Origin of the sequence: Mesorhizobium temperatum (assembly GCF_002284575.1) — a bacterium.
GTDB lineage: Bacteria > Pseudomonadota > Alphaproteobacteria > Rhizobiales > Rhizobiaceae > Mesorhizobium > Mesorhizobium temperatum.
In genome coordinates, this window is the sequence record NZ_NPKJ01000041.1 from 266,755 (window position 1) to 283,957 (window position 17,203).

16 protein-coding genes and 1 tRNA gene are annotated in these 17,203 nt (G+C 60.9%); 5 read left to right on the plus strand and 12 right to left on the minus strand.

Annotated features, from left to right (window positions below):
• Positions 1–58: 58 nt before the first annotated feature.
• The 7 genes from CIT26_RS13325 to CIT26_RS13355 all read right to left on the minus strand — a co-directional run bounded on the left by CIT26_RS13325 (position 59) and on the right by CIT26_RS13355 (position 6,251).
• Positions 59–316, minus strand: coding sequence for a PepSY domain-containing protein (locus CIT26_RS13325; RefSeq protein ID WP_095492994.1), 258 nt, complete (start codon positions 314–316; stop codon positions 59–61).
• A 108-nt stretch (positions 317–424) separates the two neighbouring features.
• Entirely contained in the window at positions 425–1,507 is a 1,083-nt protein-coding gene (locus CIT26_RS13330; RefSeq protein WP_095492995.1) for an ABC transporter ATP-binding protein, read from the minus strand.
• Between the two features lie 143 nt (positions 1,508–1,650).
• Positions 1,651–2,526, minus strand: coding sequence for a carbohydrate ABC transporter permease (locus CIT26_RS13335; protein ID WP_095492996.1), 876 nt, complete (start codon positions 2,524–2,526; stop codon positions 1,651–1,653).
• 1 nt (position 2,527) lies between these two features.
• On the minus strand, positions 2,528–3,595 hold the full coding sequence (locus CIT26_RS13340; protein ID WP_095492997.1) for a carbohydrate ABC transporter permease: 1,068 nt from the start codon (positions 3,593–3,595) through the stop codon (positions 2,528–2,530).
• 60 nt (positions 3,596–3,655) lie between these two features.
• Entirely contained in the window at positions 3,656–4,891 is a 1,236-nt protein-coding gene (locus CIT26_RS13345; protein ID WP_245319395.1) for an ABC transporter substrate-binding protein, read from the minus strand.
• A gap of 475 nt (positions 4,892–5,366) precedes the next feature.
• Positions 5,367–5,441, minus strand: a tRNA-Val gene (locus CIT26_RS13350).
• Between the two features lie 126 nt (positions 5,442–5,567).
• Entirely contained in the window at positions 5,568–6,251 is a 684-nt protein-coding gene (locus tag CIT26_RS13355) for a phosphoglycolate phosphatase (RefSeq protein ID WP_095492999.1), read from the minus strand.
• A 150-nt stretch (positions 6,252–6,401) separates the two neighbouring features.
• On the opposite strand from CIT26_RS13355, the gene rpiA reads away from it, so the two are divergent.
• From rpiA to gor, 3 genes are all read left to right on the plus strand, one after another.
• Entirely contained in the window at positions 6,402–7,130 is a 729-nt protein-coding gene (gene rpiA / locus CIT26_RS13360; protein ID WP_095493000.1) for a ribose-5-phosphate isomerase RpiA, read from the plus strand.
• Entirely contained in the window at positions 7,117–7,683 is a 567-nt protein-coding gene (locus CIT26_RS13365) for a DUF2059 domain-containing protein (protein WP_095493001.1), read from the plus strand. The genes rpiA and CIT26_RS13365 overlap by 14 nt, the downstream gene beginning before the upstream one ends.
• A 152-nt stretch (positions 7,684–7,835) precedes the next feature.
• The gene (gene gor, locus CIT26_RS13370) at positions 7,836–9,224 is read left to right on the plus strand and encodes a glutathione-disulfide reductase (protein ID WP_095493002.1); all 1,389 of its coding nucleotides are present in this window, start codon (positions 7,836–7,838) and stop codon (positions 9,222–9,224) included.
• A 125-nt stretch (positions 9,225–9,349) separates the two neighbouring features.
• Here gor and CIT26_RS13375 read toward each other — a convergent pair whose 3' ends face one another.
• A complete protein-coding gene (locus tag CIT26_RS13375; RefSeq protein ID WP_167391390.1) occupies positions 9,350–11,236 on the minus strand; it encodes an ABC transporter ATP-binding protein/permease in 1,887 nt (628 codons plus the stop codon).
• Positions 11,237–11,354: 118 nt separating this feature from the next.
• Here CIT26_RS13375 and CIT26_RS35870 point away from each other — a divergent pair, with 118 nt between their 5' ends.
• Positions 11,355–11,717 carry a hypothetical protein gene (locus CIT26_RS35870; RefSeq protein ID WP_143747837.1) on the plus strand — a complete coding sequence of 121 codons (363 nt, stop codon included), beginning with the start codon at positions 11,355–11,357 and terminating at the stop codon, positions 11,715–11,717.
• A 179-nt stretch (positions 11,718–11,896) separates the two neighbouring features.
• Here the strand turns inward: CIT26_RS35870 and CIT26_RS13385 are convergent, their stop codons facing one another.
• Together CIT26_RS13385 and CIT26_RS13390 are read right to left on the minus strand one after the other, a co-directional pair.
• Positions 11,897–12,577, minus strand: a complete 681-nt coding sequence (locus CIT26_RS13385) for a DsbA family oxidoreductase (protein ID WP_095493079.1) — start codon at positions 12,575–12,577, stop codon at positions 11,897–11,899.
• Between the two features lie 23 nt (positions 12,578–12,600).
• The gene (locus tag CIT26_RS13390; RefSeq protein ID WP_095493005.1) at positions 12,601–14,421 is read right to left on the minus strand and encodes an extracellular solute-binding protein; all 1,821 of its coding nucleotides are present in this window, start codon (positions 14,419–14,421) and stop codon (positions 12,601–12,603) included.
• A 231-nt stretch (positions 14,422–14,652) separates the two neighbouring features.
• On the opposite strand from CIT26_RS13390, the gene CIT26_RS13395 reads away from it, so the two are divergent.
• Positions 14,653–15,282 carry an invasion associated locus B family protein gene (locus CIT26_RS13395; RefSeq protein WP_095493006.1) on the plus strand — a complete coding sequence of 210 codons (630 nt, stop codon included), beginning with the start codon at positions 14,653–14,655 and terminating at the stop codon, positions 15,280–15,282.
• Positions 15,283–15,398: 116 nt separating this feature from the next.
• Here the strand turns inward: CIT26_RS13395 and hspQ are convergent, their stop codons facing one another.
• On the minus strand, positions 15,399–15,722 hold the full coding sequence (gene hspQ / locus CIT26_RS13400) for a heat shock protein HspQ (RefSeq protein ID WP_167391396.1): 324 nt from the start codon (positions 15,720–15,722) through the stop codon (positions 15,399–15,401).
• 226 nt (positions 15,723–15,948) lie between these two features.
• The gene (locus CIT26_RS13405) at positions 15,949–17,160 is read right to left on the minus strand and encodes a UbiH/UbiF family hydroxylase (RefSeq protein ID WP_095493008.1); all 1,212 of its coding nucleotides are present in this window, start codon (positions 17,158–17,160) and stop codon (positions 15,949–15,951) included.
• Between the last annotated feature and the right edge of the window lie 43 nt (positions 17,161–17,203).

A 17,203-nucleotide genomic window follows, 5' to 3' on the forward strand; every position in this document is an offset into this window, starting at 1 on the left:
CCGGGTCCTTTAAGAGAAAGCCGGCCGCACGTATCGGCTGGGGGAAGATGGCCGCGATCTATTTCGGCTCGGCTGTCACCGGATCGTAGGTGATTTCGACCTTCGCCTTGTCGGTCGTGTAATAGGTGACGGTGTAGGCGCCGCTGTCCCAGCCGACCTCGTCGACGTAGCGAAAGTCGTCGCGCTGCTCGACCTTGGCGATTATTTCCGACAGTTTCCTGGCATTCTGCGGCGGCAGCGGGCTTCCGTCTGCGGCAAGGGCCGGTCCGCCGAGAAGGAGGACTACGACACCTGTCGCCAAAACACGTCTGGACATGGCTTTCCCTCACTCTTCAAGAAGTAGAAACTCGCGGCCATGCAGGTTTGTTCCGGGGTTCTGGAATGGACACCCGCGAATCGCGCCGCCGCATCGCGGTGTCGTTGCTCACGTCTGCAGCTCACCCTCCTCGGGGAAGAGATGGGCTAAGGCCGTGTCGAACGTGAGCTCCAGGGCGTCACCCGGTTCAAAGATCTTGTCTTCATCGAAGGCTGCAATGAGCTCGTGATCGTCGCGAAGTGTCAGGTCCACGACTGTCTCGCTGCCCAACCGCTCGGTATGTGCCACGACGCCATGCAGCATGCCTTCTCCAGACTGCGCCGCCCGGAGGTACTGCGGACGGATACCCAGTATGGCCTTGCCGTCTTTCCGGAAGGAGCGCCTTCTGGTCGCTACCCTGATCGGCTCCAGGGATTGATTGCCAACCGTTGCTGCTTCGCCATCGAGGTCGAGGACGTCGACGTTCAGGAAATTCATCGACGGGGCTCCTAGAAAGCCGGCTACGAACCTGTTGGCCGGCTCGTGATAAAGTTCCATCGGCGCTCCGATCTGCATGACTTGACCGTCCTTGAGGACGACGATCCTGTCAGCCAGCGTCATCGCCTCGACCTGGTCATGGGTGACGTAGATCATCGTTGTGCCCAGTTGCCTGCGCAGCCGGCCGATTTCCATACGCATGTCCATGCGCAGCGCGGCATCGAGGTTGGAGAGCGGCTCGTCAAACAGGAATACGGAAGGTTTCCGGGTGATTGCGCGCCCGATAGCGACGCGCTGGCGCTGGCCGCCGGAAAGCTGACTTGGGCGGCGGTCGAGTAAATGTTCCATTTGCAGGATGCGAGCGGCCTCGGCGACCTTCTGCTCCTTTTCCTGCTTGGAAGCGCCCGCGATCGTAAGACCGAACGCGATATTCTCGCGCACGGTCATGTGCGGAAAGATGGCATAGCTTTGGAACACCATCGCAATACCGCGTTCCTTGGGTTGGAGCTCGTTGACCACCCGGCCTCCGATCTGGATGATGCCTTCGGTTATGTCCTCGAGTCCGGCGATCACGCGCAGCAAGGTGGACTTCCCGCAGCCTGACGGTCCGACAAATACGACGAACTCGCCATCATTGATGTGGATATCGACGCCTTTGATGACGTCGACGCGACCATATGATTTCTTGACGCCCTTGAGTGAGACCTCAGCCATAAGCGATGGCTCCCGTTCCCTGGTTCATGTGCCGCAATTCGGGGTCACCGGTCGATTTTATCGGCCTTGAGGAAATAGCCGTGCCAGCACTTGCCGTCATGGGCACGCAGAGCCACTGGCTTTTGAGCGCGAGAACCATTTATTCAGCCCTTCACACCGGTCGAGGCGATCGATGCAATGAAGGCGCGCTGCAGGAACAGATAGAAGATCAGCACCGGGACGGTGATAAGGGTGAGATAGGCCATGACTTCGCCCCAGGCGACGTTGAGTTGAAAGAAGTAGCCGAGACCGACCATGACAGGGCGGTAGTTTTCCTGCTGCACCACGATGAGCGGCCAGAGATATTGGTTGTACATGACGAGGAACTTCAGGATGGCGGCAGTCGCCAGAACCGGCCCTGAAAGCGGCATGACAACGCGATAGTAGACCTGCCACCAGCTCGCGCCCTCCACCCGGCTCGCCTCGATCAGCTCGCCCGGCAGCCCTTTGAAATACTGCACGAACAGGAAGATCGTTAGCCCATCCGCGATCCAGGGGATGATCTGCACCCTGTAGGTGTTGAGCCAGCCCCAGTGCAGCCCGTCAAGCCCGATCCAGGGCAGTTTCGAGACCAGGAGCAGGAGCGGGATAGCGATGGTCTCGAAAGGGATGATCAGAGTGGCGATGACGATCGAGAGCACCACGTCGCGCCCCTTCCACCGCAGGAAAGCGAAGGAGAATGCGGCCATCGAACAGATCAACAAAGAGAGAAGGACGGTCGCCCCGGTGACCAGAACCGAGTTCAGGACGAACAAGCCGACAGGCGCCCGCCGGAACGCTCCGAAATAGTTGTTGAGGCTGATGTCCCCGACGGGCAGGAAAGCCCGCAGGCTGGAGGTGTCCGCGAGGAGCTGACTGTCGGGCTTGAAGCTCGAGTTGATCATGAACACGAGCGGAAAGATGAAGATCAAGGCGATCAGGCACAGCACCAGATAGCGGACGAAGAGCCTCAGGCCGTAATTGTCAGGATTGAAGGCCATCTTAACGCTCCCGTGTCAGCCAGCGCTGAGTGAGTGAGATCGCCAGCACGATCGCGAACAGGATGACCGAGATGGTCGAGCCGCCCGAGATGTCTTGCTTGCCATAGCCGCGCTCGACTGCCTGGAAGACGAGGGTCTGGGTGCTGTCGAGCGGACCGCCATTGGTCATCACGTCGATCTGGGCGAAGAGGGCGAAGCCCTGCATGGTGATCACGACAAGGACGAGCACGGCGGTATTGCGCAGGCCCGGCCAGGTGACATAGCGGAAAGTCTGCCATTTCGAAGCACCCTCGATCGCGGCGGCCTCATAGAGCGTGGGACTGATCATTTGCAACCCGGCTAGCCAGATGACCATGTGGAAGCCGACGGCCTGCCAGATCGACATGGCCATGACCGCGGGCAGCGCGGTCGAGGGGTTGCCCAGCCAGTCGACGGGCTGGAAGAGGCCGAAGGTGAGGCCCTGGAGGATGCTGTTCAACAGCCCGTTCTGGCCGTCATAGATGAACCGCCAGAGGAGTGAGACCACGACGATGGAGACCACCACCGGCATGAAGTAGATGGTTCGGAATATGTTGATGCCCCTTAGCTTCTGATTGATGAGCAAAGCAAGCATCAGCGCGAGGCCGCCCTGCACCGGCGCCACGACCAGAACGAACAGGAAGGTGTTTACCAGCGCCTTCATGAACACAACGTCGCTGGCGATGACGACCATGACGTTCTCGCCGGACTGCCAGCGGAACCATTCGCGCATGCCGCGATACTGGGGATAGGCCTCGCTACGGGTGATCTCACGCAGGCGGGGATACTGGATTTCGCCGGCCTCGTTTCGGACCACGTTGCCAGCATCGTCGCGCTCTGGTTCGAGGGTCACCACCCCAAGGCCCAGGAGCTGACGATAGTTTTCCAACCCGACGAACTGGGTGGCGTTCGGTGACAGCAGCCGCTGATTTGTCAGTGAGAGAGCGATCGCGAAGAAAAACGGCAGGACGATGAACGTGACGATGAGTGCGAAACCCGGCAGGGCGAATGTCCAGCCCGTCCGGTTCGACAGGGTTAGTTTCGATGCCATTTGCGATATCCGCCAGAAAGCGTGGAGTCCGCGGCTGGCGGGGACCCCGGCGCGACAGAACTACCGGTGACCGTAGCCGCCGTTGCTTTCGATGTCGGCGTCGATCTCGTCGACCGCAGCATCAAGCGTGTCGGCCACATCGGCGCCATTGGCGATGTCGGCCAGTGCCTTGGTGAAGACCTTGGCCTGGACCACGTAGCCCGGGGTGACCGGGCGCACCAGAGCTTGTGCTTTGGAGAGGTCGAAGAACACCGCGAGCGGGCCGCCGTCCTTGTAGTTCTTCGTCATCTGTGCCGCCGAGGGCGTCGGCGGGATCAGGCCGATGCCGTCGGAGAAGGCGGCCAGGTACTTGTCCTGCGCGGCGAACTTGATGAATTCGGCAGCACCTTCCGGATGCTTGGACTTGGCCGAGACGCCGAACTGCCAGGAGCCCGCGCCGATCTTGTTGCCCGCGCCGAAATCGGGGGCTGGAAGGAAGACAACGTCATTCACGGCTTCCATCGTCGCCACCGCGCGCCAGTTGCCGTTCCACTGGAAGGCGAACTTGCCGTCGATGAAGCCGGTCTGCTGATCGGCGGGGTCCTCGCTGGTGCCAGGCGCATAGCCTCCGGTAAACAGCGATTGCCACCACTTGCCAAAGGCCTGCGCAGCCTCGCCGTTCAGCGTGCCTTCCGCGGTCTTGTAGGTCGAACGGTCGACAATGTCTCCGCCGAAGCTCTGCAGGAACGGCGAGAAGGCATAGGAGTACCACTCGGCTTGGTCGTTCATGCCGAGATCAAGGGCGAATTCATATTTGCCGGAGGCCTTGGCGGCATCAAGCGCGGCCAAGAATTCCTCTCTCGACCAGGGCTTGTCGAGGGTCGGGGTGCGCAGGCCCAGCTCGTCCAGCGTCGATTGGCGTGCAAAAAGCGCCACCGCCGCGTCCCACAGACCGACCGAATAGAGCTTGCCGTCCCACACGCCTTTGGTGCCGGGCAGGAAGTCGGCGAACTCGCTCTCGTCGATCGGCAGCGGCTGCAGATAGCCGGCCCAGGCCCAATTGGGCATGACGGGCCCGTCCACATCCAAGATGTCGGGCAGGTTGCCCGCCAGGGCCGCCGCCGCGACGGAATCGTTGTAGCTCTTCTCTGGGAAGCTCTCGATGGTCACCGCCCAATCGGACTGGCTGGCGTTGAAGTCGGAGACGATCTGGTTGAGGGTTCGCGACTCCACCTCGTTGCCGGCGCCGTGATACCACATGGTCAACTTCGTCTGCGCCAGCGCGGGCACACACAGACAGGTCGACGCGATCACCACACCGGCAAGGTGTTTTGTCAGGTTCATCGGTTATTCCTCCCTTTTTGACTTTAAGGTCGCTGGCTGGATTCAAGGTCATCCCCGAGGCCCGCCAGAACACCGGGCCGGAAGCCAGCGTCCTAGTTTCGGGTCGGCCGCTACGGGCCAGTGATGGGGTTCAGCAATGTTTGCGGAAGCCGGAAGCATTTGCAATTGCGTTGTTTCACCTAGTCGGAGCAGGAGGTCGACGGCGATTTCCCCTCGTTAGTTCCCGGGTACCGCCACTGAGATAGCAGCTCACCTAGGACGATTTTATCGTCCGTCAACTTTCTCTCGGCCGCGTTCAATGTTCGGCTGAGTGATTCCAAGGGTAGACATCGCTTTGTGATGTGTGCCCAATCGCCCGGCGCAGCGCATGAACCGGGTCGTGAGCAAACCTGGCGAAGTCGAAACGTAGGCTGCGAAGCGGATGGTAGCTTTGGACCGGTAGCGGGTATGGTGGGCGATGCAGGGATTGAACCTGCGACCCCACCCGTGTGAAGGGTGTGCTCTCCCGCTGAGCTAATCGCCCGCTCGTTGCCCGAAGGCCAAGCGCGCCGCGATATAAGGGAGGCCGGCCAGGGAAGTCAAGGCGATGTCCGGGCGTTACGACGAAGACCGAATGCAACTCCGCCGGGAGCGACCCGGTCGCCGTCGTTCAGTGCCCCGCAGCGGCAATCAGGCGTTCGGCCAGACCAAGCGTCAGCGCATCGAAATGCGAGATCACCGCCGACGGTTCGAATTCGCGCACATGGCGGTCGGTGTAGCCGAAATCGACCGCCACCACGGGAATGCCGGCGGCTTTCGCCGTATCGATGTCGGTCTGCGAATCACCCACCATCAGCGCGTGGTGCGGATCGCCGCCGGCCAGCACGATGGTTTCGGTCAGATGGCGCGGGTCGGGCTTGCGGAACGCAAACGTGTCCTGACCGCAAATCGCCGCGAAATGCTTCGCCAGCCCGAGCGCCTCGATCAGCGCCACCGAGTTGGCTTCGTATTTGTTCGTGCAGACGGCCAGGAGATAACCGGCTGCTTCGAATCGGGCGATCGTCTCGACGACGCCGGGGTAGGGGCGCGATTTACCCGGGATGTTGTCGGTGTAGTGATCGAGGAACAGCTTTAACAATCGGTCGTGTTCCTCCACCGCCAGCGATCTCTGCTGCGCGGCATGCGCGCGCTCGATCATCACCCGGCCACCATGGCCGACGAAACGCTTGAAGCCGGCCTCGTCGACGGCTACCAGTTCGCTGGCGGCAAGGCTGTGGTTGAGGCTGTCAAGCAGGTCCGGCGCTGTGTCGATCAGCGTCCCGTCGAGGTCGAACACGATGATCGGTCGGGTCATGGCCTGTCCTGTGACGATTGCGCTGCCGGCAGGCGATAGCCGCTGCAGCCCATCCAGGCAAGCAGTGCTTGGTCAATCCACAGGGCAAAGTCTTTGACCGGACGGGCAAAGATGCTAGGAGCGCCGAAACAAGCGAAATTCGGGGCAGGCATGGATGCGAGGCAATTGAAGGTCGAAGCCGCACGGGCAGCGCTTGCCCATGTGAGCGACGGCATGCGGCTTGGCATCGGCACCGGCTCGACGGCCGAAGAGTTCGTTCGGCTGCTCGCGCAAAGGGTCGCCACCGGCCTCACCATTATCGGCGTGCCGACCTCGGAGCGCACCGCCATCCTTTGCGGCGAGCTTGGCGTGCCGCTGTCGACGCTGGAAAAAACGCCCGAACTCGACCTTACCATCGACGGCGCCGACGAGATCGATCCGGCGCTGACATTGATCAAGGGTGGCGGCGGTGCGCTGCTACGGGAGAAGATCGTAGCGGCGGCTTCCGCTCGCATGATCGTCATTGCCGACCGTTCGAAGATGGTCGAGACGCTCGGCCGTTTTCCACTGCCCATCGAGGTCAACCCGTTCGGCCTGCGTGCCACGGAAATCGCGGTCGCCGCGGCAGCCGGAAGGCTCGGCCTTTCCGGTCCCGTCACATTGAGGATGACGGGGAGCCAGCCTTTTGTTACAGACGGCGGCCATTTTATCCTCGATGCATCTTTTGGCCGCATTCCGGATACAAGAGCGCTTTCGAATGCTCTCCATGCCATTCCGGGCGTGGTCGAGCATGGTCTTTTCATCGGGCTGGCATCAGCGGCTATCATAGCCGGCGACGGCATCCAAACCGTCCATGCCGCCCGAAAACCAGGGAGTTCTATCGATCATGATGTTGCATAACCGGGTTCGCCGTTTTTCTGCCATTCTGGCAGCTTCAGCCGTCTTTGCGTTTTCATCGCCGGCGTTCTCGCAGGACGTCACCGACGGGCATCTGAAGGCGGCCCGCGCCGCCGTCGCGGCGATCCACGCGACGGACCCGTTCGACAACATCTTGCCGCAGGCCGCCGCCGCGCTTCAGCAGCAGCTTATCCAAAAGAACCCGGACATGCAGGAGCTGATCGGCAGAACGGTCAGCGAAAAGGCTCTGGCGCTGGCCTCGCGCCGCGCCGATCTCGAGAAGGAAGCTGCCATGGCCTATGCCAAGGTATTTTCCGAAAAAGAGCTTACCGAAATCGCCGCTTTCTATAATTCCGATTCCGGCAAAAAGCTGCTCGACAGCGGCCCGGCCGTGACGCGTGACCTGCTCAAGGCCGCCGACATCTGGCAGAACGGCGTCGCTCGCGATCTCGCCCAACAGGTCGGCGAAACGCTGGCCGCGGCAGCAAAGGCCACAGCGCCGGCAAATGCCGCGGCTCCTGCGGCTGGTACGGAGCCGGAAGCACCGAAGAACTGAGCATATTTCCCGGCGGCGTTATCGCTGCCGGACCGGAAAGCCCGGCCTCCGTCGCGCATCCGACAGCATGCGCGGCGTGGTGGTCCGGGCTTTTCTTTTGGTGGTTTGCAGCCTACCTGTCTCAAACATTTTGAAGGGCAAGGAGCCGCACCATGGCCGGTTACGACTACGATCTTTTCGTCATCGGCGGCGGCTCCGGCGGGGTGAGGGCGGCGCGCATGGCAGCGGCACTCGGCAAGCGCGTCGGCATTGCCGAGGAATACCGTTTTGGCGGCACCTGCGTCATTCGCGGCTGCGTGCCGAAGAAACTCTATGTCTATGCCTCGCAATTTCCCGAACATTTTGCCGACGCCGCCGGTTATGGCTGGACCGTGCCGCAGGCGAGCTTCGACTGGCAGACATTGGTTGCCAACAAGGATCGCGAGATCAGCCGGCTGGAAGCCATCTACAGGAAGAATGTCCAAGGTGCCGGCGGCGAGACGTTTCAGTCGCGCGCCATGCTGGTCGATCCGCATGTGGTGCATCTTCTCGGCGAGGACCGCACCGTCACCGCCGACCAGGTTCTCATCGCCACCGGCGGCCGCCCGGCGCCGCACCCGGCTCTGCCCGGCCATGAGCACTGCATCTTTTCCAACGAGGCGTTCGACCTCAAGGAATTACCGAAGGCGATCATGATCGAGGGCGGCGGCTATATTGCCGTCGAATTCGCCAACATCTTTCACGGCCTCGGCGTCGACACAACACTGGTCTATCGCGGCAAGGAGATTCTCTCCCGCTTCGATATGGATCTCAGGCGCATGCTGCACGAGACGATGGAAAAGAAGGGGATAAAAATCCTCTGCCATGCCGTATCCGAATGGATCAGGAAGCGTCCGGACGGGCGCCTCGACGCTGTCGTCACCGGCGGCAAGGTGCTGACGGTCGATCAGGTCATGCTCGCCATCGGGCGTCTCCCCAATACCGAAAACATGGGTCTTGAGGGCGTCGGCATCGAGATGACCAAGACCGGCGCTATCAATGTCGACCAATATTCGCGCACCAACGTCGACAACATCTGGGCGATTGGTGACGTCACCAACCGCGTGCAATTGACGCCGGTGGCGATCCACGAGGCAATGTGCTTCATCGAGACCGCCTTCAAGGGCAACCCGACCGCGCCCGACCATGATACGATCGCCACCGCGGTCTTTTCGCAGCCCGAGATCGGCACGGTCGGCCTGTCGGAAGACGAGGCCATAAAGCGTTTTTCCGATGTTGAGGTCTACCGCGCCACCTTCCGGCCGATGCGGCACACACTATCCGGCCGCGACGAAAAGATGCTGATGAAGCTGGTGGTCGACAGCGCCTCGAAAAAAGTGCTCGGTGCCCATATCCTTGGGCCGGATGCCGGCGAGATGGCGCAGCTTCTCGGCATTCCGCTGAAGGCGGGGCTGACCAAGGATGACTTCGACCGCACGATGGCCGTGCACCCGACCGCGGCGGAAGAACTCGTCACCATGTACAAGCCCACCTACCGGTTGAAGGACGGCGAGCGCGTCTGACGTTTTGCCCGTATCGTCACCAACGGAGCATCTCTATGCACGCAGGCAATGGTGCAGCGCCACTCGACCGCAATTTTAGATCACCAATCCGATGCGACACTGGGCAACGATATTCTGTTCGCCGCTTATTTCTGCCTCATGCGGCGAGGGAAGCGCAGCCATCTTTCCTCGACCGGCCTTGGGTGCTCGAGGATGGTGGTGAGCTCGACCGGCAGGCTCGGCGCCAGCGGCTTTTTGGTCGCGACGCCATCTGCGATGGCAACGATGCTGTGGTAGAATTCGGCGCCTGAAAGCGACCTTGGCGGTACGGCCTCGTGCATGATCGAGATCACCGTGACGTCTGGACAATTGTCCTTGATCGCCTGATGGAAGGCGATCTTCCCTTCGGGATCGAGCGCGCCGGTCGCTTCGTCGAGGAACAGCAGACCGGGCTGCTGCAGCACGATACGAGCGACAACCAGCTTCTGTTTCTGGCCGCCCGAAAGCACCTGGTCCCAGTTCATTCCCTCGCGGCTTTCATCGGCCATGTGTTCGATGAAATCGCCAAGGCCCGCTCTGTGCAAAGCCGATGCAACCTGCGTGTCGGTGTAATCGCGCTCTGAGCCGGGCAGGCAGACCAGTTGCTTCAGCGAGACCTGTTGCAGCTTGACTTCCTGGGCGGCATAGAAACTTTCGACCCCTTCCGGGAAGACGATGGTACCGCGGCCATAGGGCCACAAGCCGTTGATTGCCTTGATCAGCGATGTCTTGCCGCAACCCGATTCGCCCTTCAGGAACGTCCACTCACCGCGTCGGAAGCGCAGATTCGCAGCGCTCAGGAAGGGCGTGGCGTCCTCGCCCTGATGGGTCAGCTCCAGCTTCTGTATGGTCAAGCCGAAAACCGGGTTCTGGCGATCGTAGCGGAAATCGGAGCAGCCGGTGAGACTGTAGAATTCCTGCGGGTGCTGGACGTTTTCGATCGCGTTGGCGAGTTCGGTCACGCGTTGGCTGTTGGCCCGCAGAGCCGCAATGGAAGGCATGACATGGATGAACCAGGAACACTGACTGATCAGCGAGTTGACCATCTCGGAGCCGGTTATGTAGCCCTTGAGATCGAAACGGTTGTGGATGTAGGGCACGAGGCCCGGCCCGTAGGCGACAATGCGGGCGCCGATGAAATTGTAGACCAGCTCGAACGAACGGTAGCTCGTGTTGACGATGTTCAGCCGCGCCCAAGTGCGGTCGATGTCGACATAAAGCCGGTCGTGCATCGTCTTTTGCACGTTCTCGCCTTGTGATGCGGCGACGTGGAAACTGCGACGCAGGAACGTCGTCAACTCGCCGCGATAACTGCCTTCGGACTGCTGCATCCGGATGTTGAGCCGCTCCAGCAGTCTGCCGAGCTTCACCGCGATCCAGGTGTTCAGCGGCACGTATATGGCGACCGCCAGGAAAGCCAAGACCGCGCTGCCATAGCTGCCGAGGAACTCCAGCCCTTTCACCTCCGCCGAGGTTTCAAGCAGTTTCCGGCCGACGAAATAAAGCGATGTGGCGACAGCCATGACCCCCATGGCGAGGCCGATGGCTCCGCCGGTCATGTCCTTGATCGATTCCTGGACGCGCTGGTCGATGTTGTCGGGAGCAGCAGTGCCGGAGGAACCATGCTGGGCATGGAAGTGCGTGTGATTGGTGTCGAGAAGCGCTTCGTTGAAACGGCTGTCCAGCCAACCGCGCCATTTGCGATGCAGCGTTGCGGAAACAAAGGTGCGGATGCCGGTAAAGCCCGCGTCCTTGAGCACGACCAGAAGGATGAGCATGCCGGCATTGGTGAGCAGCGATGCGAGCGGCGTGGTGTTCGCGGCATCGTGGTAAAAGGCGATCGAGTTGACCAGTTCCCCGGATGCTTCGGCGAACCAGACGCCGGCTTTGCTGGAGAGCGCGGTAAACAGCGCTATGACAAGCGTCAGCGTCCAGGCCTCCACCCAGCGGTCCGAGAGCCAGTAGGCCCGCATCAGTCCCCAGAAGCTGCGCATCGAGGAAACCGGTGTCAGGAGCGGCGGCCTTGCGGCACCGCGGAGCCATTTTTCCGATATTGAATGTCGCTCTGGTCTACCGACCCGAATCACTATCCCGCCCAAACCTCTTTTAGTTTTGTTACAGACAGTAACACCAATTGATCATTTTCCATTATCTTTTCTCGGTCTGCGGGGGATTGATCCGCTCACCGTTGCCATCAAGCAACAGAATTCAGGACTGCAATGTCATGCCGTGGCGTTCTCGAAGGAACATTATTTGCGTAATTTCAATGGGTTGCTGATCGGCTCATGCGATGGCCAGCATCTTCCCTTAGGGAAGCTCTTTCCACAGTTTTGTGAAGGCAAGGGCGAGGCGGATCAGCCGATTTTTATGCTGCGGAAGATGGACGCGCGCAAAAACGTGCCGTCTTCGACGCGTCTTTGTTGCCATGTCGGACCTGGCGGCAGCCGGAAAAGTGACAGGGATGGCGTTGGCTGAAGCGCTGCGCCGCGATGCCCCCAAGCTCGCCTGCGGAAACAGCTGCAGCAAGGGGGTCGCTTTCCTGCAAAGGCGTCAACCAAGGGCAAAGTCTTCAACCGCAGGATTGACCTGCACCAGCAGCAACGGGCACTGATTTTTCGTCAGCGACGCCAAGATAACGGTGGAGTAGCGCCTCTTCAGTTCGCTTTCTCCAACTCGCCCCGCGCCTTGGCCGCCGCAACCTGGCGAATGGCGTCGGTGAGCGTGTCGGCGTCCTGCGCGCCCATCACCGCATACTTGCCCTCAAGCAGGAAGCACGGCACGCCCGTGATGCCCATGCGCGAAGCGGTGGCGATTTCGGTGCGCACCGCCTCGACATCGGCGTCAGTCGGCAAAAGTGTCTCGACCACGGATGCATCCATGCCGGCCTCGCGGGCGGCGCCGATCAGAACGGCATGATCGCCGAGATTGGCGCCTTCCTCGAAATTCAATTGGAACAGACGTCGCACCAGCCGGTTCTGCATGACCTCGCCGGCGGCACCAGCCCAGCGGATGACGCGGTGCGCGTCCAGCGTGTTGGGCGCGACCTTGATGGCGGCGAAGGCGAAGTTGATCCCCTCGGCTTCGCCCAGTGGCTCGATGCGGGCGTGGATCTCGCGGACGCGTTCGTCGCTGCCGAACTTGGCCACCATGTATTCGCGGCGATCCTTGCCTTCGGGCGGGATGGTCGGGTCGAGCTGGAACGGCCGCCAGCGTATGTGCACGTCGACATCGCTTGCCGCGGCGATCGCCTTGTCGAGCCGCTTCTGGCCGATGAAGCACCACGGACAGACGACGTCGGAGACCACATCGACGGTAATCGACTTCTCGTCGCTCATCTTGATCTCCTGTTCCGAAGATGTCACTTCGGCTTGCGCCACCATGTCGGCAGTCTATAGCCGGATATGGGAGTCTTTCGCGGATGTTCCAGATAACTCCAGTAGGCGAGCCATTGCTGCGTGTTGTGCTGCATCGGAACCATGTAGTGGCCGGAGATCAGCAACCTGTCGAGGACCCGGACGGCGGCAACATAATCTTCGCGGCTGCGGGCGTCGAGCATCGCCTCTAGTGCGGCATCTATCGCCGGATCGGCGACGCCGGCAAGGTTGAATGACCCTTCGGCATTGGCGGCAGCTGATCCCCAGCGCCCGAGCTGCTCGATGCCCGGCGACAGCGAGTTCTCGAAGCCGCTGGTGCCGATCAGCACATCGAAATCGAAACGTTGCTTGCGCGACTGGATCTGGTCGCCGTCAAGGCTGCGGATGGTGACAGCGATGCCGATCTTCGCCAGCGTGCGCTGGTAGATGGCGGCAAGGCGCTCCTCGTTCTGCGAGGCGGTCAGGATCTCGAAGCCGAAGGGTTTCCCCTCGGGATCGAGCATCACACCATCCTGCAAGGTATAGCCCGCGCCCTTCAATATATCGAAGGCAGCTTTCAGCACCTTGCGGTCTTGGCCCGAGCCGTCGGTGACGGGTGGCTGCCAGGTGCCGTCCATGACGTCGGCTGGCACACGACCCGGGTAGGGTGCCAGAAGCGCCTTTTCCCTGTCGTCGGCCGGATGGCCGAGCGCGGAAAGCTCGGAATTCTGCCAATAGCTCATGGTGCGCATATACTTGCCGCCAAACAAGTTCTTGTTGGACCATTCGAAGTCGTAGAGCATGCCAAGCGCGCGTCGAACGACCGGATTGGAAAACTTCTGCAGCCGTGTGTTGAACAGGAACCCCGTCACCACTGGCGGGATGCCGGTGTCGAACGTTTCGGCGATCACGTCGCCCTTGTGGAAGGCCGGGAAGTCGAGATCGCGCTCGCGCTTGACCGGATCGCTGTCGTCGTCGATGGCGCAGATGCCTTTCTTGAAAGCTTCCAGCTTGGCGTTGGCATTGAGGAAATATTCGATGGTGATTTGGTCGTAATTGTCGAAACCGCGCTTGGCGGGGATGTCCTTGCCCCAATAATTTGGGTTGCGCTTGAACACGATGCGCTGGCCAGGCGCCACGTGCGCCACGGTGTACGGGCCGCTGCCGATCACAGGTTTCAGCGTGGTCCTGTCGAAGGTCTCCTTGTCGAAAGCGTGCTTCGGTACGATTGGCGTCATCGCGATAACCAACGGCGTCTCGCGGTTGGCCTTGTCATTGAATGTAAAGCGCACGCTGCGGTCGCCGATTTTTTCGAGTTTGGCGACCATGCTCATACGGGCGCTGTAGGGTGGCCGGCCTTTCTCGGTAAAGACGTCGTAAGTGAACAGCACGTCTTCCGCAGTCATCGGATGGCCATCAGACCACTCGGCCCTCGGATCGAGGTGGAATTCGATGCTCTTGCGCTCCGGATCCATGTCGGCAGTGTCGGCAAGCAGGCCATAAAGACTGAAGGCTTCATCGTCATTGCGCTGCATCAACGGCTCGAAGACGAGATTGCCAAAGATCCTATCGATCATGCCGCGTGCCGTCGTGCGCAGGCTTTTCAGGATGAACGGGTTGAGATTGTCGAAGCTGCCGACGACGCAATAGGTGATGCTGCCGCCCTTAGGCGCATCGGGATTGACGTAGTTGAAATACGTATAGTCGGCCGGCAGCGCCGGCTCGCCTTGCATGGCGATCGCGTGTTTCGGCTCCGACACAGCTGGCTGAAGCGAAAGTGTGATAGACGAGATCGCGGCGATCAGCCAAACAAGAACGCGGCCCATGACCGTCTCCTTACTGGGTCGGCTTGATGATTCGGAGCGCACCCTAGCATGAGCCGGCGGCCTCCCGGTCAATCGCGAGTTCAAGAATTGCGAGTATCGGGCTGGATTCGGCACCGCTGGCAGTGTAACACGCCGTCCGAGTCATTCTGTTGCCTCATTTCGGCAACAGGTAGCTGGACCACACGGCGCGAAGAAGCCGGTCCTGGGATCATTTGAGAGGAAGTTCACGATATGACGAGCCTGAACAGCAACGCGTACCGCCTGTCGGTCCTGGCCGCTGGCGTGGTCGGCTTTCTGGGCGCACAACTTCCAGCAGCTCTTGCGCAGCAGCAACAGCAGATTCCGCAGGGTTGGTTCAAAGCCTGCACCAAGCAGGAAGACGTCGACATCTGCAATGTCCAGAACATCACCACTGCCGGTAACGGCCAGCTCGTCACCGGCGTCAGCCTGATCGAATTGAAGGGCAAGATAAACCGCAAGGTGTTCCAGGTGACGGTTCCGACCGGTCGCCTGGTTCCTCCCGGCATTGGCCTTCAGATCGATACCGGGAAGACGCAGAAGCTCGATTATGTGATCTGCTTCCCCGACCGCTGCGTGGCGGAAGTGCCGCTGACCGACCAGCTCGTCGCCTCCTTCAAGAAGGGTTCGAACCTGACGCTGACCTCGGTCAATTTCCAGAACCAGCCGAACCCGATCAAGATCGCGCTGACCGGCTTCAGCGGCGCCTTCGACGGGCCGCCGCTGCAGCAGTCGGACATCGAGGATCGGCAGAAGAAGCTTCAGGATTTCGTTGCCAAGAACAATCAGGACTTCGCCAAGAAGCTCAAGGAAGAGCAGGACAAGGCGAAGACCGCCAACTGATCGCCCCTCGGGGCAAATAAGACAATTTCTCGAGCCAAGGAAAAAGCGGGGTCATGCCCCGCTTTTTTGTTCCGGCCGGCCATTTCTTGATCCCATCAGGCCCGCAATCCGTCAGGTCAATGTCTTGACCGGCGTCTCGGCTCGTAGCGTCCGTCCGGCCTCTTGTCGAACATCTCGCCGATCTCCGGATGCCGCACCGGTTCGCCAGACTGATCCTCGAGCAGGTTCTGCTCCGACACATAGGCGATGTATTCCGTTTCCGAATTCTCAGCGAGCAAATGGTAGAAGGGCTGGTCCTTGCGCGGCCGCACATCCGCGGGGATCGCCTCGTACCATTCGTCGGTGTTGGCGAATTGCGGGTCGACATCGAAAATGATGCCGCGGAACGGAAACAGCCGGTGGCGAACTACCTGTCCGATCGAGAATTTGGCTGTTTTCATCATCGTACTCACCACTAAGTCCTAGGAGTGCCGCGTCCTTGGAATGCGCAAAGACTCTCTAAGACTTTGAATTTACGCATTACGCTTCAAAAAATCGAGCCCGACTTATGGCTGATGCCTGACCCTCCTTGACGCAGACGCCGCATCAATTCAATGCCCAAGTGCCAGATCAATGCCGTAGCTTGACGCCATGTCAAACTACGGGCCAGCCCGCCCGAGGGGCATGCTACCGCCGGACTTGTTTCCTTAAGCCACCGGCGAGCGCCGCAAAACCACTGCCGGGCCGCAGCCCCTCGCGCATGAAAAAGGCGCGAAGCGGGGCGAAGCCGCCGAGCACGCCGAGGCCGGCGCTGCGCGCCATCTGTGCCGGCAGCATGTCCGAGAGCAGCGACTTGTTGAGCAGGTTGACCGCGCCGCTGCGTGCCAGAATGTCGGGCCGCCGCCTGAAATCGTAAGCCGCGAGTGCCTTGATGGCGCCTGGATCGGTTCTGTTTTCGCAAGCAATCCCAACAAGATCGTCAATATCCCTGATACCAAGGTTGAGACCTTGCGCGCCGATCGGCGGGAACACATGGGCGGCTTCGCCGACAAGTGCCACCCGGTTGCGCGCGAAGCACCGCGGCGTCACGCCCGAAAGCGCGTAGATCTGCCGGCCGGGCTCGACAGACACCCGGCCCAGCATCGATTGCATCCGCTGTTCGACCCGCATCGAAAGCGTCGCATCGTTCAGTGCGACGAGTTCCTTCGCCGTTTCCGGTTCTACCACCCAGACAAGGCTGGACCGGTTGCCGGGCAGGGGAACCTGGGTGAACGGGCCGGTCTCGGTATGGAATTCGGTCGAGGTGAAAGCGTGGTCGCTGCGGTGGCCGAAATTGAGAACCAGTGCCGCCTGTGGATAGGACCGGGCGGATGTCGAGATGCCGGCAGCCTCGCGGGCCGGCGACAGACGCCCGTCGGCAGCGACCGCCAGCGATGCTGCAACCTCGCTGCCGTCAGACAGGATCGCATGGGCATGATCGGCTTCGAGGCGCCAGGTCTCCACCATCGCTTTTCGCCATTCGATGCCGGAATGCGCGGCTACGGCCCCGGCAAGTGCGGGGTTGAGCGCGCTGTTGGGTAAATTCAGCCCGAACTGCTGCTCGCCGATTTCGCTGGCACGAAAAATGACTACCGGGCTGCGGATCAGCCGGTTGGTTGCATCGACTATGCGCATAACCTTCAGCGGTGCGGCCTTGGATCTCACCTCATCGAGGACGCCCAACCGCTCGAGGATCTTCAGGGCTGGGGTCATCAAAGCCGTCGTTCGGCCGTCTTGGCCATTTGCCTCAGGTCCGACGAGCGTCACGGGAAAGCCAGCATCCGCAAAACCAAGCGCTGCGATCAGCCCTGCCGGGCCACTGCCGGCAACCAGTATCCGTGCTGTTTGCTGATGGTCCAAGTTCGCTTCCGGATTGTGATGCCAGGCGGTCGGTCCGACCTGA

Coding starts and splice junctions, on each gene's coding strand:
- CIT26_RS13340 (WP_095492997.1), bottom strand. CDS start 3,595: ATGGCATCGAAACTAACCCTGTCGAACCGGACGGGCTGGACATTCGCC.
- hspQ (WP_167391396.1), bottom strand. CDS start 15,722: ATGAAAACAGCCAAATTCTCGATCGGACAGGTAGTTCGCCACCGGCTG.
- CIT26_RS13375 (WP_167391390.1), bottom strand. CDS start 11,236: ATGCGCAGCTTCTGGGGACTGATGCGGGCCTACTGGCTCTCGGACCGC.
- CIT26_RS13395 (WP_095493006.1), top strand. CDS start 14,653: ATGACGAGCCTGAACAGCAACGCGTACCGCCTGTCGGTCCTGGCCGCT.
- gor (WP_095493002.1), top strand. CDS start 7,836: ATGGCCGGTTACGACTACGATCTTTTCGTCATCGGCGGCGGCTCCGGC.
- CIT26_RS13325 (WP_095492994.1), bottom strand. CDS start 316: ATGTCCAGACGTGTTTTGGCGACAGGTGTCGTAGTCCTCCTTCTCGGC.
- CIT26_RS13355 (WP_095492999.1), bottom strand. CDS start 6,251: ATGACCCGACCGATCATCGTGTTCGACCTCGACGGGACGCTGATCGAC.
- CIT26_RS13335 (WP_095492996.1), bottom strand. CDS start 2,526: ATGGCCTTCAATCCTGACAATTACGGCCTGAGGCTCTTCGTCCGCTAT.
- CIT26_RS13330 (WP_095492995.1), bottom strand. CDS start 1,507: ATGGCTGAGGTCTCACTCAAGGGCGTCAAGAAATCATATGGTCGCGTC.
- CIT26_RS13365 (WP_095493001.1), top strand. CDS start 7,117: ATGATGTTGCATAACCGGGTTCGCCGTTTTTCTGCCATTCTGGCAGCT.
- rpiA (WP_095493000.1), top strand. CDS start 6,402: ATGGATGCGAGGCAATTGAAGGTCGAAGCCGCACGGGCAGCGCTTGCC.
- CIT26_RS13390 (WP_095493005.1), bottom strand. CDS start 14,421: ATGGGCCGCGTTCTTGTTTGGCTGATCGCCGCGATCTCGTCTATCACA.
- CIT26_RS13385 (WP_095493079.1), bottom strand. CDS start 12,577: ATGAGCGACGAGAAGTCGATTACCGTCGATGTGGTCTCCGACGTCGTC.